The following is a 15527-nucleotide window of genomic DNA, read 5'->3' as shown; positions in this document are numbered from 1 at the left end:
CTGCTGCGGCGGAGTTGGCCGGAACCTTTTCTGTCACTTGACGGTCACGGAACGTGTGCGGGACTCAGTCGGGCGTGTTCACCATCGACGCGGCGGCGTAGGTGAGGTAGTTCCACAGCGTCCGTTCGTGCTCCTCGGACAGGCCGAGCTCGTCGACCGCCGCCCGCATGTGCTTCAGCCAGGCGTCGTGCGCCGCCCGGTCCACGGTGAAGGGCGCGTGGCGCATCCTCAGACGCGGGTGGCCGCGGTTGTCGCTGTAGGTGCGCGGGCCGCCCCAGTACTGCATCAGGAACAGCACCAGCCGCTCCTGGGCCGGGCCCAGGTCCTCCTCCGGGTACATCGGCCGCAGCAGGGGGTCCTCGGCGACCCCTTCGTAGAAACGGTGGACGAGGCGCCGGAAGGTGGGCTCGCCGCCGACCTGCTCGTAGAAGGTCTGCTCCTGAAGCGTGCCGCGCGGGATCTCATTCACGACTCCATCGTCTCAGACGGACCGGCCGAGGACCCGGGCCCTAGGACCGCCGGGGCCACTCGCCAGCGGTCCCCACGGGCAGCAAAGTGGAGATATGCGCACACAGCGAGAGGATCCGTTCGCCGGGGCCGCCGCCGAGGCGCGGCGCGAACTCGTGCGGGAGATCGCCGCCGGAGGGGACCTCCAGGACCCGGCCTGGCGGGCGGCGTTCGAGGAGGTGCCGCGGCACCTGTTCGTGCCGTACTTCTACGTGGGGGTCATGGGGGGATACGAGCGGCTGTGGTGCGGGGACCCGGATCCCGGCCGGCGGAGGCGGTGGCTGGAGGGCACCTACCTGGACCGGCCGCTCGCCACGCACGTACGCGACGGGGAACTGGTCTCGTCCGCCAGCCAGCCGTCCCTGATGGCCGGAATGCTGCACGCGCTGGAGCTGCGGGACGGCGAGAGCGTCCTGGAGATCGGCGCCGGGACCGGGTACAACGCGGCGCTCCTGGCGCACCGACTGGGCGACGAGCGGGTGACGACCGTCGACCTGGACGAGGACATCACGGAGGCGGCCCGCGCCCACCTGGAGGCGGCCGGGTACCACCCGGCCGTGATCACCGGCGACGGAGCCCTCGGCTGCCCGCAGCGGGCACCGTACGACGCGGTCGTCGCAACCTGCGCCGTGGCCTCCGTACCGCCCGTGTGGCTCGCGCAGTGCCGGCCGGGCGCCCGCATCCTGGCGCCGCTGTCCACGGGGCTGATCCGGCTGCGGGTGCGGGACGCCGAGCACGCGGAGGGCCGGTTCCTCCACACGTCCGCGTACTTCGTGCCGCTGCGCGGCGGGGCCCCGCCGGCGCCCGTGGTGCACACGGGCGGCCTGCCCCGGCGCGCCACCGACAACGAGCTGTTCCGCTTCCTGCTGGCGCTCACCGCGGGCAGCCTAGACCCGCACGAGGCGTACTCGCTGTGGCAGCGCGAACGGCGTCCCGTGCGGGAACGGTTCGGCGTGACGATCAGCGGCGAGCACCAGTGGGCCTGGCTGGACGACCCCGAGGGGCCCTACAGCTGGCCCCTCGGCACCGCGTCCGGCTAGGCCTGGCCCCGGCGGATGGTGATCGTCGTCCAGGCGCCCACATGGACCCGGTCGCCGTCCTTGAGCGGGACGGGGACATAGGGCTGGATCGGGTCCTCCGCGCCGTTGAGCGTGGTGCCATTGGTGGAGTTCTGGTCGACGACCGCCCAGGTGCCGTCGGGCTGCTGCACCAGCACCGCGTGCTGGTGCGAGACGCCCGGGTCCTCCGGCGGTACGGACAGGTCGATGTCCGGGGCCTCGCCCGTGGAGTGCCGGCGGCGGCCGATGCTGACCTGGTTGCCGGAGAGCGGCAGGCGCTGTTCCGGGGAGTACGCGGGCAGGTTGAGGCCCGCGGCCTCGGGGCCGCTGCGCTGCATCATCGCCATGAAGTACTCACGGTCGGGCGCGACCACCGCCGTCCAGCCGGCGGGCGCCGCCTGGTACTGGGGAGGCTGGGGCGCCTGGGGCACGTGCGATCCCTGGGGGCCGTGGGACGCCTGCGGCCCCTGCGGTCCCTGGTGCGTCTGCGGTCCTTGGTGTGTCTGCGGCCCCGATTCGCGCGGGCCTTCGGGCTGCTCGGGGCGCGCCGGAGGCTGGGGCGCGTGAGGCTGCGGGGGCTGTGGATGCGGCTGGGGCTGGGCGTGCGGCTGCGGTGCATGCGGCTGCGGTGCTTGGGGCTGCGGTGCTTGCGGCCGCGAGGGCGGCGGCAGCATCCAGTCGTCCCCGCCACCGCCGGTCGGCTGCGGCGGGGGCGGCGGACCCGGCTGCCGGAACGCCTGCGGCGGCCGCGGCGGGCCGGGCGGCTGCTGGAACGCCTGGGGCACCGGCGGCGGACCCTGCGGGGAGCCCTGCGCCGGACGCTGGGGCGTCGACGGCTCGGGCGGCAGCGGCTCGGCCGGGCGGTTCATCTGCGACGGGCGGGAGCCCTGGTACTCGAACGGGTCCGGTGGGCGCGGCCCCTGCGGCTGCGACTGGAAGCCGGGCGGCAGGTTCAGCCCGGGCGGCGGGCCACCGGGGCCGCCGCCCGGACCGCCGGGACGGCCCTGGTTGCCGGGGCCCGGGGGCGGCGCGACAGGGGTGTACGAAGTCGCCGTGTTGGTCAGGAAGTTCCACCGGCACTCCTCGCAGAACGGCGCCATGGCCTCACGCGGAGTGCGGCACTGCGGGCACAGCTCCGCCTGGGCGGTGGCGTTCGGGTCACCGCCCGGGAAGCCGCCCGGTGCACCGGGGCCGGCGGGCCGGGGAGGCGGGCCGCCCGGGCCGGGGTAGCCGTACGCCGGCGGCGGCGGGGGAGGCGGCGGCGGAACGGCACCCGCAGGCGCGCCCGCCCCGGTCATGCGGTGGCCGCAGACCTCGCACCAGTCGTCGGAACCCGACTGGTGTCCGTTCGGGCAGGTCGGCATGTCGGCGCTTCCCCCTCTCCTCGTCCGGCCCCGCGGGCCGAGCAGATCGTGACCTATTTCTTTACGCGAACGGTCTTGGTGGAGCGCGTCTCGAGGGTCATCTCGTCCGCTTCCGCGACCTTCGCCTTCAGTCGCACAGTACCTGTCACCGCGTCGACCACGTCCACCACCTTCGAAAGGAGGTTCGCGGTGTCCGCGTTGCCGGAGGCGGCCGCCAGTTGCACGGCACGGCCGAGCTTCGCCGTCGCGCCGTCGAAATCTCCCGACTTGCGCGCATCGAGCCCTTGTTGGATGACCTGTGCCAGTTCGGCCTGGCCCGTGTAGTGCGCGACCTGGGGGTTGATGGAGGTGGAGGCCGCCATGTCGTCGGTCCACACCGCCCGTACCAGACCGTGCGACAGGGTCTGCGGCGTGCCGCCCGCCGGGTCGGGCAGGATGAGCGAGACCCGGGCGGCGAGCATCTCCTGGCCGATGCCGGCCTCCGGCACCCGGACGCACACGTGGTAGTCGCGGGACTCGTCGCCCCACGAGCCGGTCGGGTAGTCCCCGGCCCGCGGGCCCGCCTCCGTACGCCGGTCCGTCAGCTCCTCCACCGTCGGAGCCACCTGCTTGACGAAGACGATCTCCACCCCGACCGGTGTCCACAGGCGCAGGGCGACGTCGGCGACCTCCTTGCCCATCGCGTGCTCCATCATCCGCGTGAAGTCCGCGGCCAGGCCCGCCGGATCGGCGACGATGTCGGCCGTGCCGAGCAGCGCCGAGGCGATCCCCGTGACCTCCTTGACCTCCCAGTCCGTCCCCACCCCACGGGCGTCGCAGGTGAAGCGCCCGGCGCAGGCGTCGAGGGCCGCGCGCAGGTCCTCCGGCGACTCGTGCTCGTTGCGGCCGTCGGTGAGCAGGATGCCGTGCCGGATCGGTACGTCGGCGGTCGCCAGCAGCCGGTCGGCGAGCGTCAGCCACGTACCGATCGCGGTGCCGCCGCCCGCGCTCAGCCTGCGCAGCGCCTCCTTCGCCTGGGCCCGGGTGCGCGCGTCGGCGGTGGCCAGCCCGCCGCCGCCCGGATAGACCTCGCTCGCGACATGGGTGCCGGCGACCACCGCGAAGGCGACGCCGTCGCGCAGGGTGTCGATCGCGGCGGCCGTGGCGTCCCGCGCGTTGCGCATCTTCGTCGGCGGGTACTCCATGGACCCCGAGCAGTCGACCATGATCACGACGGCGGCGGTCGGCGCCTGCCCCGGTATGGACGAGGGGGAGACCGCCGCCCCGGTCAGCGGCATCCCTCCGCTGGTGCCGCCGCCCGTCGAGGTGACCGTGACGATCGCGTTGACCTCGCGCCCGCCCTCCGGCAGGTACTCGTTCTGGTACACGTCCACCGAGAACTGCGGCACGTTCGACTTGGAGAAGTTCGCCATCTGATCGGCTCCTCAGGACGTGGACTGACGCCCACAGCAACAGACGGAACGGAGTGGGGGGCTGGTCGTCGGGCGAAACGGTCAGGCCGATCCTGCCCCTTCGGGCGCCATGGCGAACGGCACGACGGCCACTGTTACGTTGTCGTGGCCGCCGCCGTCGAGCGCGTGCCCGACGAGGACCTGAGCGCTGTGCAGGGGCCGTTCGGCCGCGTCGGGCGGAAGCACCCGCGCCATCTCCTCCGCCGCCTCCGCGTAGTTCCACAGGCCGTCCGTGCACACCACGACGACACCGGGACGGTCCGGCTTGAACGCGGCGGTGTGCGGCTCCAGTTCGTACGCGTCGGCTCCCAGCCAGCCGGTGATGGCGTGGGCGCGCTCGTCCGCGTACGCCTCTGCCTCGTTCATCAGGCCCGCCGCCACCATCTGCGCGGCCCACGAGTCGTCCTCGGTGAGCCGTGCGGGCGGGCCGCTGCGGTCGTCCGGCACCCAGTAGGCGCGGCTGTCGCCGACCCAGCCGACCACCAGCAGGCCGCTCGCCACGACCGCGCCGACGAGCGTGCAGGCCGGCGCGTTCTGGTGGCGGTGCGGGTCGTGCTCCATGGCCCCCGCGTCCTGGCCGTCGGCGAGGGCGTTGACCGCCTCGGAGGCCGCGACGATCGCCTCGTGCATCGCCGCCTGCGGATGCGTACCGCGCGGCAGCGCCTCCAGCAGCGACTTATTGGCGGCGGCCGCGGCGGCCGCCGACGCCTCGTCGGGGCGGGTCGCCGACGACACCCCGTCGCAGACGATCGCGACCACGGCCGGCGAGCCGTCCGGCAGGGCCGTCGAGGACACGGCGTACGCGTCCTCGTTGCGGTGGTGGCGCAGCCCGCGGTCGCTGACGGCGGCGACCGCGCCGAGCTCCTCCTCCATGTGGTCGCGCTCACGCGGCTGCGCGTGCCCGCAGTTCTCGCAGTACCCCTCCGGATCCACGTGCCCGGCCCGGCAGGCCACGCACAGCCGGGTCCCGGCGGGTGGAGCCGCCGTGTGCTCGGCCGCCCGCGGATCGGGTGCGCCCACACCGCCCACCAGGGGCTCGGCCCCAGGGCCGCCGTCCGGTCCCGCCGCTCCACCGGCTCCCGGGGCGGACGCCCCGGCCTGCGGCGCGGCAGCGGCTGTCGGCGCGGTGCCGGGTGGTGCCCATGGCGGGGCCGTCGGCCCGGTCGCGGGTACGGCACCGGCTGCCGGCGCGGCGACCGGTGCGTGGCCCGCCGCATGCGGGCCCGCCGGTGCCGGCGCTCCGTACGCCTCCGGCGCGGGCGCCGCCCCGGAACCGGCCGCGTGCGCGGGCGCGCCGCTCGGAGCCGGTGGCGGTGCCGGAGCCGGTGCAGGGGCCTGAGCCGGTGCGGGCGCCGGGAGTTCGAAGTCCCCGGCGTCGTCCGCGGCGCGGGCGTCGAACCGTACCGCCGAAGGGGCCGTGCGGGGCTGATCCCCCGGCAGGCCGCCGACCGCCTGGTCCTGCCCGGGGGCGGCCGGGGCCGCGGGCCACGCGGCACCGCCCACGGGCGAGCCCATGACCATGGTCGGACGGTCCTGAGGCGGCGGCGGTACGGCCGACAGGTCGTACCCGCACGCACCGCAGAACAGATCACCCGACTCCAGCGGCTCCTCGCAGCTGGGGCAGGCGGACAGCTGGTGCCTCTGCGACATCAATCACACCCATGTCCGGGGGCGGAAGCGGTTCGCCCGCTCCACCATGTCGATCCTCTCCTCGCCGCGCTGAGCGAGCCGGGCGAGCACCCGGTAGGAGCGTTCCAGTCCGAGACGCAGGCCGCGCTCGTCCGGTTCGCTGCCCAGCAGCGGGGTCCGTGCGGTCCCCGCCCCTGGACTACCGGACATTACCCAGTCCAGCGCCTTGCCCAGCACCTCTGTGGACAACTGTTCGCGGCGCACCGCGTCCAGCCCGAACCGCTGTAGCGCGGACACCTGGTTCGCCGCCGCCGTCAGGTCACCGATCAACGGCTCGTGCGCGGAGCGGCGCCGCAGCCGGGCCCGTACGGCCGCCACGCGCGCGGCCGTGTAGTGGATCGACGCCTCGGGCACCGACTCCAGCGTATGAACGGCACCGGCCCGGTCGCCGGCGGCCAACCGGACCCTCGCCAGGCCGAACGCGGCGCTCACATGGCTCGGGTCCGTCGTCCACACCAGGCGGTAGTACTCGGCGGCGTTGTCCAACTGGCCCAGCACCTCGGCGCAGACGCCCAGCGCCAGCTTGGGCGCGGGCTCGCCGGGGAACGCGTCGTAGATCGCGTCGAACGACAGCGCGGCGTTCGCGTTGTCGCCCGTCGCCAGGGACGCGACCCCGCGGTACCAGACGACCCGCCAGTCGTCCGGATGCTGCGCCTCCAAGGTTTCCAACGCGCGGTGCGCCGCGCCCACTTCGCCCATTTCGAGGCGGGCGCGCAGCTCGCGCAGCCGCAGTTCGAGGGAGCTCGCCGGGGCGGTGTGCAGGGCGGCGATCAGCTCGGCGGGCGCGGCCGCCATCAGCCCGGCGAGGAACCCGGCGTTCGGGTCGGCGGTGTCGACGTGCGGCACGGGCAGCGCCAGCGCGGTGGCACGGGCGTCGAGCGGGGCGAGCAGCGGCGTGACGGCAGGGGCGGCCACCGCCGACCCCGTACGCGGCGGGGGGACGGCCGCCGTCGCGGGCCTCCGTCGAAGGCCCAGCCCCTTCGGGACCTCCCGGGCGCCCAGCACCGACACGTCACCGTCGTCGTCGGCGAACAGTTCCGTGTCCGTCACGCGCACTTCCGGGCCGAACAGCGTCGACAGGGCCGGGCGCGGACGGCCCGTCTGGAGGGCCACCACTTCCCGCAGCACGCCCGTCAACTGCTCGGCCATCTCCTGGGCCGAGGCGAACCGGCGCGCCGGGTCCGGGTCGGTCGCCCGCACCAGGAGCCGGTAGAACGACTCGTACGTCCGGAACACGTCGATGTTGTCCGGGTCCGGCAGGGAGTCCACGAACACGTTCGTGTACCCCTGGAAGTCGAACGTCAGCACCGCCAGCGTCCGCGCCACCGTGTACAGGTCGGACGCGACCGAAGGGCCGGCTTCCGCCACCTCCGGCGCCTGGTAGCCGACCGTGCCGTAGATGGCCGACTCGTCGTCGTCCATCCGCCGCACCGCGCCCATGTCGATCAGCTTCAGCTGGTCCTCGGTCTGGATGGCGTTGTCGACCTTGAAGTCGCAGTACAGCAGGTTCCGGCTGTGCAGGTGCCCGAGCGCCTCCAGCGCCTCGATGCCGTACGCGCACGCCTGCTCCACCGGCAGCGGGTCGCGCCGCCCGTCCGGTCCGCGCCGCTCGTTGGCGATGTCCTTCAGGGACTTGCCGCCGACGTACTCCATGACGATGTAGCCGTCGAGGGAGCCCGTCCGCTGGTCCAGGTGCTCCACGAAGTTGTAGATGCGGACGATGTTGGAGTGCTCGATCTCGGCGAGGAACCGCCGCTCCGAGATCGCCGCCGCCATCGCGTCCTGGTCACCGGTGTCCAGCAGGCCCTTGAGGACCACCCACCGGTCGGAGACCGCCCGGTCCACGGCGAGATAGATCCAGCCCAGCCCGCCGTGCGCCAGGCACCCGGCCACCTCGTACTGGCCGTGCACCACGTCCCCCGCGCGCAGCTTCGGCACGAACGAGTACGGGTGCCCGCACTTGGTGCAGAACCCCTCCGTACGCCCCGGCCGGTCACCGCGCGCCCGCCCCACCGGCGCACCGCAGTCGGACCGCGAGCAGAATCGCTTCCGCTCCGGCACCTCCGGGTTCGCCATCACCACCGACCGGGGATCGGGGCGCGGCACCGCCGGGATCGACACCAGCCCCGCGCCCAGCCTGCCCCGCGCCGACTGTCCGGTGGACGAACCGGAACTGCGCACCGACACCGACCGGGACGACCCCGTGCCGCCCGACACCGAACGGGACAGCCGCCCGGATACCGACCGCCGCGACGACCGGGAAGAGCGCCCCGACGACCGGGAGCTGCTGCTGGACCCCTTCCCGCCGCCCGCGATGCCCGTCGGCGGCGACGACACCATCCCCGACGGTGAGACGACCGGCGCCAGACCGCATGTGTCGCAGTACAGCTCACCGCCGCCCATGTCCTCGTACGAGCCCTCACAGCCGGGCCGCTGACACGTCTTCACTGGCTCCCCCTACGGTCCACGGGACCCGGCCCCGACAGGACTTCCGCGGCCGCCCGCTGATAGCGCAGCACCGCCTGCTCGGCGACCCGCAGGTCGCACGGGGCGCTCCACAGCATCCGGCGTGCCGCGTCGTACCGCTCGATCAGCAGCGGATCCTCCGCCATGCCGTGCCGGGTGACCTTCGCCTTGTACGCGTCGAGCCGCCCGCGCAGCTCCGCCCGGACGGCCAGCGGCGCGGTGACCGCCGTCAACTGCTCGCGCGCCCGCAGCAGTTCGTCCTCGGCCTCCCGCTCCAGCGCCTCCAGCAGCGGCGACAGCCGGTGCCACTGGGCGTGGCGGCGGTACTCGGCGGCCGTCGCCAGCCGCTCCTGGAGCGCGGTCGGCGGACCGCTCACCACCGGCACCTCGGAGGCGGCGATCTTCGCCAGGACCTCGCCCCTGGCCGCCCGCGCCTCGGCGAGCGTCCGGTCGGCGCGCGAGAGGACGTCCCGCAGCCGCAGCAGCCGCGCCTCCGAGTCCTGCCGGACCTGGAGCACCGCCTCGATCTCGCGGCGCACGTCCTCCAGCGCGCGGGCCGCCCGGTCGTACCTGTCCGTGTCGGGCCGCCCGCCACCGGGCGCCGAACTGCCCGCCGCGGGGCGCCAGAACGCCAGCGGGTCGGTCACCACCTGCGCCCGCAGGGTGGCGAGCTCGTGCGTGATGGACTCCAGGTCGTCCCCGGCCGGGTGCTCCCCGGGCCGTACGCCCACCGAGTGCGCCAGCGAACGGGTGCGGTGCAGCTCGGCCGCCAGCAGGTCTATCCGCGCGGGCAGCGCGGACCACACCGCGTCCGCCGTGACCACCGTGTCGAGCGAGCTCGCGTACAGCTCGTTCATCCGGTCCACCAGCCGCTCCAGCGTGAACCGCTCGGCCAGCTTGGCCGACGTGCCCGACACCGTCACGCTCTCGCCGCGCAGCCGCTCCGTCAGCTCGGCCAGCTCCTCGCGGCCGGGCCACCGGCGCCGGGCGCGCACCTCACGGGCCTCGTTCAACGCCGCGGTGTACGCGTCGAAGTACGTCCACAGCAGGGTGATCGTCTGCTCGGTGGTGGCCCAGCGGTCCTTGGTCGTGCCGGTCAGCTCGGCGCCTTCGAGGAGCCGGCGGCCCGCGTGGTCCTGGAGGGCGAGCAGCGAGTCCTCGACCGCCTTGTGCTCCGCCCCGAGCCGCGCCAGCGCACGGTCCACCTCGTCCCGGTCCATCACCGGCCCAGGGGGTCCCGTGACGCCCATCGATCACCTCTCCACTCGTACATGCCGGATCAGCAGGTCAGTTGATGCGGTACTTCGGTGCCGGCGGCCCGGTTATGCCGGGCAGGACGGTGCTCAGCCAGGTGTTGTACGCCTTCATCCAGGGTCCCTTGCGGTAGTCGACGAGCACCTGGTTGACCCGCCGCACCAGGTCGTCGTTGCCGAGCTTGGCGGCGACGCCGTAGTACTCCGTCGTGAACGGCTCGCCCTTCAGGGTGACGGCCGGGTCCTGCGCCGCCTGGCCGGCGGCCAGCGCGTTGTCCGTCACGACCGCGTCCACCTCGCCCATCTGGAGCCGCACCAGGCAGTCCAGCTGGTTGGGCACGGTGTGGATGTCCTCGTCCTCCGGCAGGCCGTCGTGCGCGTCCTTGAAGACGGCGCCGAACGACTGCCTCTCCAGCGCCTCGTACGCCGTCGAGCCCTCGGCCGAGCAGACCCGCTTGCCCTTGAGGGAGGAGTCGTACCCCTTGACCGGGGAGTTCTCCGGTGCCAGGACCTGCTGCCCGGCCTGGAAGTAGGCGGTGGAGAAGGCGACCTGCTTGATGCGGCTGCAGTTGATCGTCATCGTCCGCACCACCAGGTCGACGGTGCCGTTCTCCAGGGCGGCGATCCGCTGGTTGGTGGGGATGGCGCGGAAGATGACGGCGTCCCGGCTGCCGAGGATGTCCTCGGCGATGGCCCGCGCGAGGTCGATGTCGAAACCTTCCAGCCTGCCGGTCGCCGGGTCGCGGTACCCCCACCGGTAACTGTTCTGGTCCACGCCGACGACAAGCTTGCCGCGTGTCTTGATGGCGTCGATGGACGGCCCGTCCGCGGCGGACGGCGGGAGGGAGGCCTCCGGGTCCTCGCACGTGTCGGCCTTGGCGGGCAGGACGCTGCCCGCTCCGGACACCTGGGCGGAGCCCAGGCCGCTCCGCGACAGCGGCACCAGGGTCAGCGCGGCGGTCAGCCCGCACGCCACGGCCATCGCCGCGACCCCGCCCCACCCCCGCAACCGCCCGGCGGCCCCTCGGCGCGCCGAGCCGCGGCGCGCCGCCGGGCCGGACCCGCGCCGTCCCACGCCCGGGGGCCGGCCCCCGGCACTGTGCGCCGCGGCCGCCACGCCGCGCCCCGCGCCGGTGCCGGTGTCGGGATGGCCGCGCCGGGCCGCCGTCGTGCCGTGACCCGCCGCCGTGCCGGCGCCGGTGCCCGCGGCAGCGCCGGGATCAGCAGTGCCGTTCGTGCCGGGGGCGGCGCCCGACTCAGCGGTGCGGGTCGTACCGGTGCCGTGCCCCGCGCCCGTGCCGGGGGCGGCGCCTGTGGCCGCGTCGGGGTCAGCGGGCTCGGCGGGATCGGCGGGTTCGTGAGGGGCCGGGGCGCCCCCCAATGCGCCGTCGGGACCGGAGGCCGCAGCGTGGCGTACCGGATCGGCGGTGGACGCGCCGAGCGGTCCGTCCGTGTCGCCGGCCGCCCGCGGCGCCGCGTCGTCGTTGTCCTTCATCGTGCCTCCCCTCGCCCTCACCGGTACTCCGACAGCCGGCGGTTGATGCCCATGATGGCCCCGGCCGCGCCCACCACGGCCAGGGCGGCCGCCCCGACCGGCAGGCCGGTCAGTGCGCCGCGCCCGTCCTCGGCGGCCCGGGTGAACTCGCCCTGTTCATGGTCCAGGGCTTTCTCCAGTGCCGCGTCCACTTCGTCGAAGGACTCCCCGGTGGAGTTCTCGGCGCCGATCACCTTGGCCAGCGCGCCGTTGTAGTCGCCGCCGTTGTCCATGTCACGGGCGGCCTTGTGCCGCTTCTTCCACTCGGCCACCCCCCGTGCGGCGTCCGAGACCGGTCCGTCACCCGCGATGTCGTCGGCGAGCCGGTCCGCCTCGTCCAGCGCGGCGGTCAGCCCGCCCATGCCCGTGCCGTAGTCGGTCTCGTACTTGTCGCTCTTGCCGTCCTCGGTCAGCACCGCACCGCGGGCCACCAGGGTCAGGTTCTCGTTGGCGCGGGCCTTCAGGGAGTTGATCCGTGCCTCGTTCAGCACCTTGAGCGAATCCTGGCCGTGCGCCTTGGCCTCGTTCAGCTCCGCCCGGGCCACCGTGTGCCCGACCGCCAGCCACAGCAGCACCACCGTGGACGCGGCCGTGGCGGCCAGCAGGCCGTGGTTGAACACCCGGTTCGTGCGCAGGTACGTGCGGCGCTGCGCCCACAGGAGGGCGGCGAGGACCACGATCCCCGTGCCGAGGGACAGGAACGGCCACATCCGGGCGTCCCGGTCGTCCTGGCCGAGCCGTGCGGTCTCCGCCTCGTACAGCCGCTCGGCGGCGGGCAGCAGCCGGGTGCTCATCTGCTGGTTGGCGTACCGCAGATACGCCCCGCCCAGCGGCAGGCCCTGCCGGTTGGCCGCGCGGGCGCGCTCCACCAGCCCCGTGTAGCGCGGCAGGTACTCATTGAGGGTGGCGATGTCCTGGGCGGACCGCGAGGAACCGTTCGTGTTCGCCGCGGCCTTGACGATCAGCCGGGACGCGGTGGTGATGTCCTCCTCGTACCGCTCGCGCACGGCGGCGGGCTCCTGCGCGCCGGCCAGGAAGCCGCCCGCCGCGGCCGTGTCGGCGTCCGCCAGCGAACGGTAGATGTCCGCCGCGTCCGCGCTCAGCGGCTGACTGCGGCTCACCACGTCGTCGGCCGCGGCCGCCCGGTCGGAGATCTCGAACGCGGTGACCGCCCCGAACGCCACGACCAGCGACGCCAGTACGGCACCCAGGATCCGCAGCCGGCCGGGCTCGGTCGTGGCGGCGGCACGCAGCCGCGCCACACCCTCGGCCCACGCCCCCCGCCCGGCGGGCGGCCCCGCCGGTGGCGGTGGCGGCGGTGGCGGCACCACGGGCGCGCCCGGCGCAGGTGGCGCGCTCGGCGCGGCCGGCGCATCCGGTGCGTATGTCACGTGACCTCCCCCTCGGTCGCTCACCGCAGTATGGCGGGAGGGGCCGGTGTTCACACCAGGCTTGACTCGATCTTGTTGTTATCGTGCCCGCAGCCCCGCTCGCACCACCCTTCGAACCCCCCACCTGTATACGCTGCGCGGCCCCGCCCGGTTCCCCGCCCCGCTCGTCCCCGACGGTCTCAACGGGGCTCCAGCGCGGGTTGCGCCATGAACCGCGGCCGCGTCCCGTGGTGCGGCTGCGCGGCGTGCACCAGGAACGGGTGGCACAGGTACACATCGCCCGGACGTCCCGTGGCGTGCACGACCTTGCAGCGCTCGGCCCCGCGAGCGGTGGTTGGCGTGGTGGCCCGGCTCGGCGGCGGGCCCGTCCGGCAGGTGGCTGCCCTCGATGTGCCACCCCGCGTCGTCCGGTTCCTCCTCGTGCGGGAACCGCAGCGGGAACGAGCCGAGGACCGTGCGCGGCACCCACCTCCCCGGCCCCACCAGCAGGTCGAACGCCTCATGCAGGACGGGTGTGTTGGCGGCCCGCCGGAACGGCTCCTGGCCCATGCCCCACACCCAGTGCACCCTATTTCGTACCCTGCCGGTAATGCGCCCGCAGCCGCGTGTGGGCCTCGGCGGGCGCCCCGGCGTGGTCGAGGCCCAGCAGCGCCGCGCCCAGTACCGGGGGCTCGGTCACCACCTGGAGGGCGGCCTTCGGGGCCTTGACGGCCAGCAGTTCGGCGATCCGCCCGTTCAGCTGCGGGTGCCGGGCCGCCAGGATGCTGCCGCCCAGCAGCACCGGGACCTCCTCGTCCAGCAGGCCGAGACGCTCCAGGGCGACCGTCGCCAGAGCGACGACCTCCTCCGCCTGGCGCTCCACCATCGACCGGGCGACCGGGTCGCCCGCGGCGCTCGCCGCGAACAGCACCGGGGTCAGCTCGTGCCGCCGCTCGGCCGGGATCCGCCCCAGGTGCAAGGCCTCGACCAGCGCGTACACCGAGTCCAGGCCGAAGTGCGCGGGCAGGGCCCGGGCCAGCTCCGTCGGCTCACCGCGCCCGTCCTCCGCCCGGGCCGCGAACCACATGGCCTCCTCCGCGAGCCCGGAACCCCCGCCCCAGTCACCGGAGATCCGCCCGATCGAGGGGAAGCGCGCGGTGCGCCCGTCCGGCAGCATGCCCACGCAGTTGATCCCCGCGCCGCACACCACCGCGACGCCGCGCGGCTCGTCGACGCCCGCCCGCAGGATGGCGAACGTGTCGTTGCGCACCTGGACCGTCCGCCCCCACGCGCGCGCGTGCAGGGCGGCCGTAAACTCCGCCTCCTCGGCGGGGAAGTCGGCGTTGGCCAGACACGCCGACACATGCCGTACGCCGTCGACGGCCAGGCCCGCGGACGCCAGCGCCTCGTGGACGGTGGACTCCAGGACGTCGAGCGCCGCCCCGGCCCCCGTCCGCTGTGGCTGGAAGCCGGGACCGCGCGCCGAGGCCAGGACCGATCCGTCCTCACCGACGAACGCCACGTCCGACTTGCTGTTGCCCGCGTCGATGGCGAGGACGGCGGCCGTTACGCCCACGCCAGGTGCTCCCGGTTGCGGGCGATCAGCCGGTCGGTCAGCCCCTCGGCCATCGCGTACTGGCCGATCAGCGGGTGCGCCAGCAGCGCCCTGAACACCCGGTCGCGCCCGCCGCGCAGCGCCGCCTCCAGCGCCAGGTCCTCGTAGGCGGTCACCTGGGCGACGAGCCCCGCGTACAGCGGATCGAGTTCGGGCACGGCCACGGGCGAGGCGCCCGAGGCGTCCACGGCGGCCTGGACCTCGATCACCGCGTCGTCCGGCAGGAACGGCAGCGTCCCGGCGTTGTACGTGTTGACCACCTGCGTCCCCGGGGCGGACCCGCCCAGCAGCGCCGCCGCCAGGTCCACCGCCGCCTCCGAGTAGAAGGCCCCGCCCCGCTCGGCGAGCAGTTCCGGTTTCTCGTCCAGCGTGGGGTCGCCGTACATCTCCAGCAGTTTGCGTTCCATCGCCGCGACCTGGGACGCCCGCGACGGTTTGGTGCGCAGCTCCTGGACGACCTCGTCATGGGCGTAGAAGTACCGCAGGTAGTACGAGGGGACGACGCCCAACCGGTCGAGCAGGGCACGCGGCAGCCGGAGGTCGTCGGCGATGGCGTCCCCGTGCTCGGCGAGCAGCTTCGGCAGTACGTCCTCGCCGTCCGGCCCGCCGAGCCGCACCCCGCGCTCCCAGGTGAGGTGGTTGAGCCCGACATGGTCCAGGTGCACCGCGCCCGGCTCGACGTCCAGCAGCCTCGCGAACTTCCGCTGGAAGCCGATGGCCACGTTGCACAGCCCGACGGCCCGGTGCCCTGCCTGGAGCAGGGCCCGGGTGACGATCCCGACCGGGTTGGTGAAGTCGATGATCCACGCGCGCGGGTTGGTCCGGCGTACGCGCTCGGCGATGTCGAGCACGACCGGCACCGTCCGCAGCGCCTTCGCCAGGCCGCCCGCGCCGGTCGTCTCCTGCCCGACGCAGCCGCACTCCAGCGGCCACGTCTCGTCCTGCTGCCGGGCCGCCTGTCCGCCGACGCGCAGTTGCAGCAGGACGGCGTCGGCGCCGTCGACACCGGCGTCCAGGTCGGACGTGGTCGTGATGAGCCCGTCGTGTCCCTGCTTGGCGAAGATCCGCCGGGCCAGCCCGCCGACCGGCCCCAGGCGGTCGGCGGCCGGGTCGACGAGAACCAGTTCACTGATCGGGAGGGTGTCGCGCAGCCGCGCGAACCCGTCGATCAGCTCGGGGGTGTACGTGGAGCCGCCCCCCACAACAGCCAGCTTCATACC

The 15527-nt window shown here is 74.3% G+C and carries 11 protein-coding genes and 1 pseudogene; 1 reads left to right on the top strand and 11 read right to left on the bottom strand.

Annotated features, from left to right (window positions below; all coding sequences use genetic code 11):
- Positions 1 to 64 precede the first annotated feature (64 nt).
- Positions 65 to 469 carry a globin gene (locus ABT360_RS00395; protein WP_351808395.1) on the bottom strand — a complete coding sequence of 135 codons (405 nt, stop codon included), beginning with the start codon at positions 467 to 469 and terminating at the stop codon, positions 65 to 67.
- Positions 470 to 563: 94 nt separating this feature from the next.
- Between ABT360_RS00395 and ABT360_RS00390 the strand changes: the two genes are divergently transcribed.
- Complete coding sequence (locus tag ABT360_RS00390) at positions 564 to 1547, top strand: methyltransferase domain-containing protein (RefSeq protein WP_351808394.1); 984 nt, start codon at positions 564 to 566, stop codon at positions 1545 to 1547.
- Here the strand turns inward: ABT360_RS00390 and ABT360_RS00385 are convergent.
- The 10 genes and pseudogenes from ABT360_RS00385 to ABT360_RS00340 all read right to left on the bottom strand — a co-directional run bounded on the left by ABT360_RS00385 (position 1544) and on the right by ABT360_RS00340 (position 15524).
- Positions 1544 to 2929 (bottom strand): FHA domain-containing protein, encoded by a 1386-nt coding sequence (locus tag ABT360_RS00385; RefSeq protein WP_351808392.1) that lies wholly within the window; start codon positions 2927 to 2929, stop codon positions 1544 to 1546. The two genes, ABT360_RS00390 and ABT360_RS00385, sit on opposite strands and share 4 nt — an antisense overlap.
- Positions 2930 to 2982: 53 nt before the next feature.
- Positions 2983 to 4341 (bottom strand): vWA domain-containing protein, encoded by a 1359-nt coding sequence (locus ABT360_RS00380; RefSeq protein ID WP_351808390.1) that lies wholly within the window; start codon positions 4339 to 4341, stop codon positions 2983 to 2985.
- Between the two features lie 81 nt (positions 4342 to 4422).
- On the bottom strand, positions 4423 to 6030 hold the full coding sequence (locus ABT360_RS00375; RefSeq protein WP_351808388.1) for a PP2C family serine/threonine-protein phosphatase: 1608 nt from the start codon (positions 6028 to 6030) through the stop codon (positions 4423 to 4425).
- A 3-nt stretch (positions 6031 to 6033) separates the two neighbouring features.
- Complete coding sequence (locus ABT360_RS00370; protein ID WP_351808944.1) at positions 6034 to 8472, bottom strand: serine/threonine-protein kinase; 2439 nt, start codon at positions 8470 to 8472, stop codon at positions 6034 to 6036.
- A gap of 41 nt (positions 8473 to 8513) precedes the next feature.
- Entirely contained in the window at positions 8514 to 9785 is a 1272-nt protein-coding gene (locus ABT360_RS00365; protein ID WP_351808386.1) for a hypothetical protein, read from the bottom strand.
- A gap of 37 nt (positions 9786 to 9822) precedes the next feature.
- Positions 9823 to 10863: a glutamate ABC transporter substrate-binding protein gene (locus ABT360_RS00360; RefSeq protein WP_351808941.1), complete on the bottom strand. Its 1041-nt coding sequence runs from the start codon at positions 10861 to 10863 to the stop codon at positions 9823 to 9825.
- 437 nt (positions 10864 to 11300) lie between these two features.
- Positions 11301 to 12713, bottom strand: a complete 1413-nt coding sequence (locus tag ABT360_RS00355) for a hypothetical protein (protein WP_444852150.1) — start codon at positions 12711 to 12713, stop codon at positions 11301 to 11303.
- Between the two features lie 185 nt (positions 12714 to 12898).
- Positions 12899 to 13283: pseudogene (locus ABT360_RS00350) on the bottom strand (phytanoyl-CoA dioxygenase family protein); the annotation flags it as partial.
- Entirely contained in the window at positions 13282 to 14268 is a 987-nt protein-coding gene (locus ABT360_RS00345) for an N-acetylglucosamine kinase (RefSeq protein ID WP_351808384.1), read from the bottom strand. The pseudogene ABT360_RS00350 and the gene ABT360_RS00345, both read right to left, overlap by 2 nt.
- A complete protein-coding gene (locus ABT360_RS00340) occupies positions 14259 to 15524 on the bottom strand; it encodes a 6-phospho-beta-glucosidase (protein WP_351808382.1) in 1266 nt (421 codons plus the stop codon). The genes ABT360_RS00345 and ABT360_RS00340 overlap by 10 nt, the downstream gene beginning before the upstream one ends.
- Positions 15525 to 15527 lie beyond the last annotated feature (3 nt).

It is taken from the genome of Streptomyces sp. NPDC000229, assembly GCF_040300825.1.
Lineage (GTDB): Bacteria > Actinomycetota > Actinomycetes > Streptomycetales > Streptomycetaceae > Streptomyces.
Note: the sequence above shows the minus strand (reverse complement) of the source record. Positions and strands in the feature narration are given on the sequence as shown.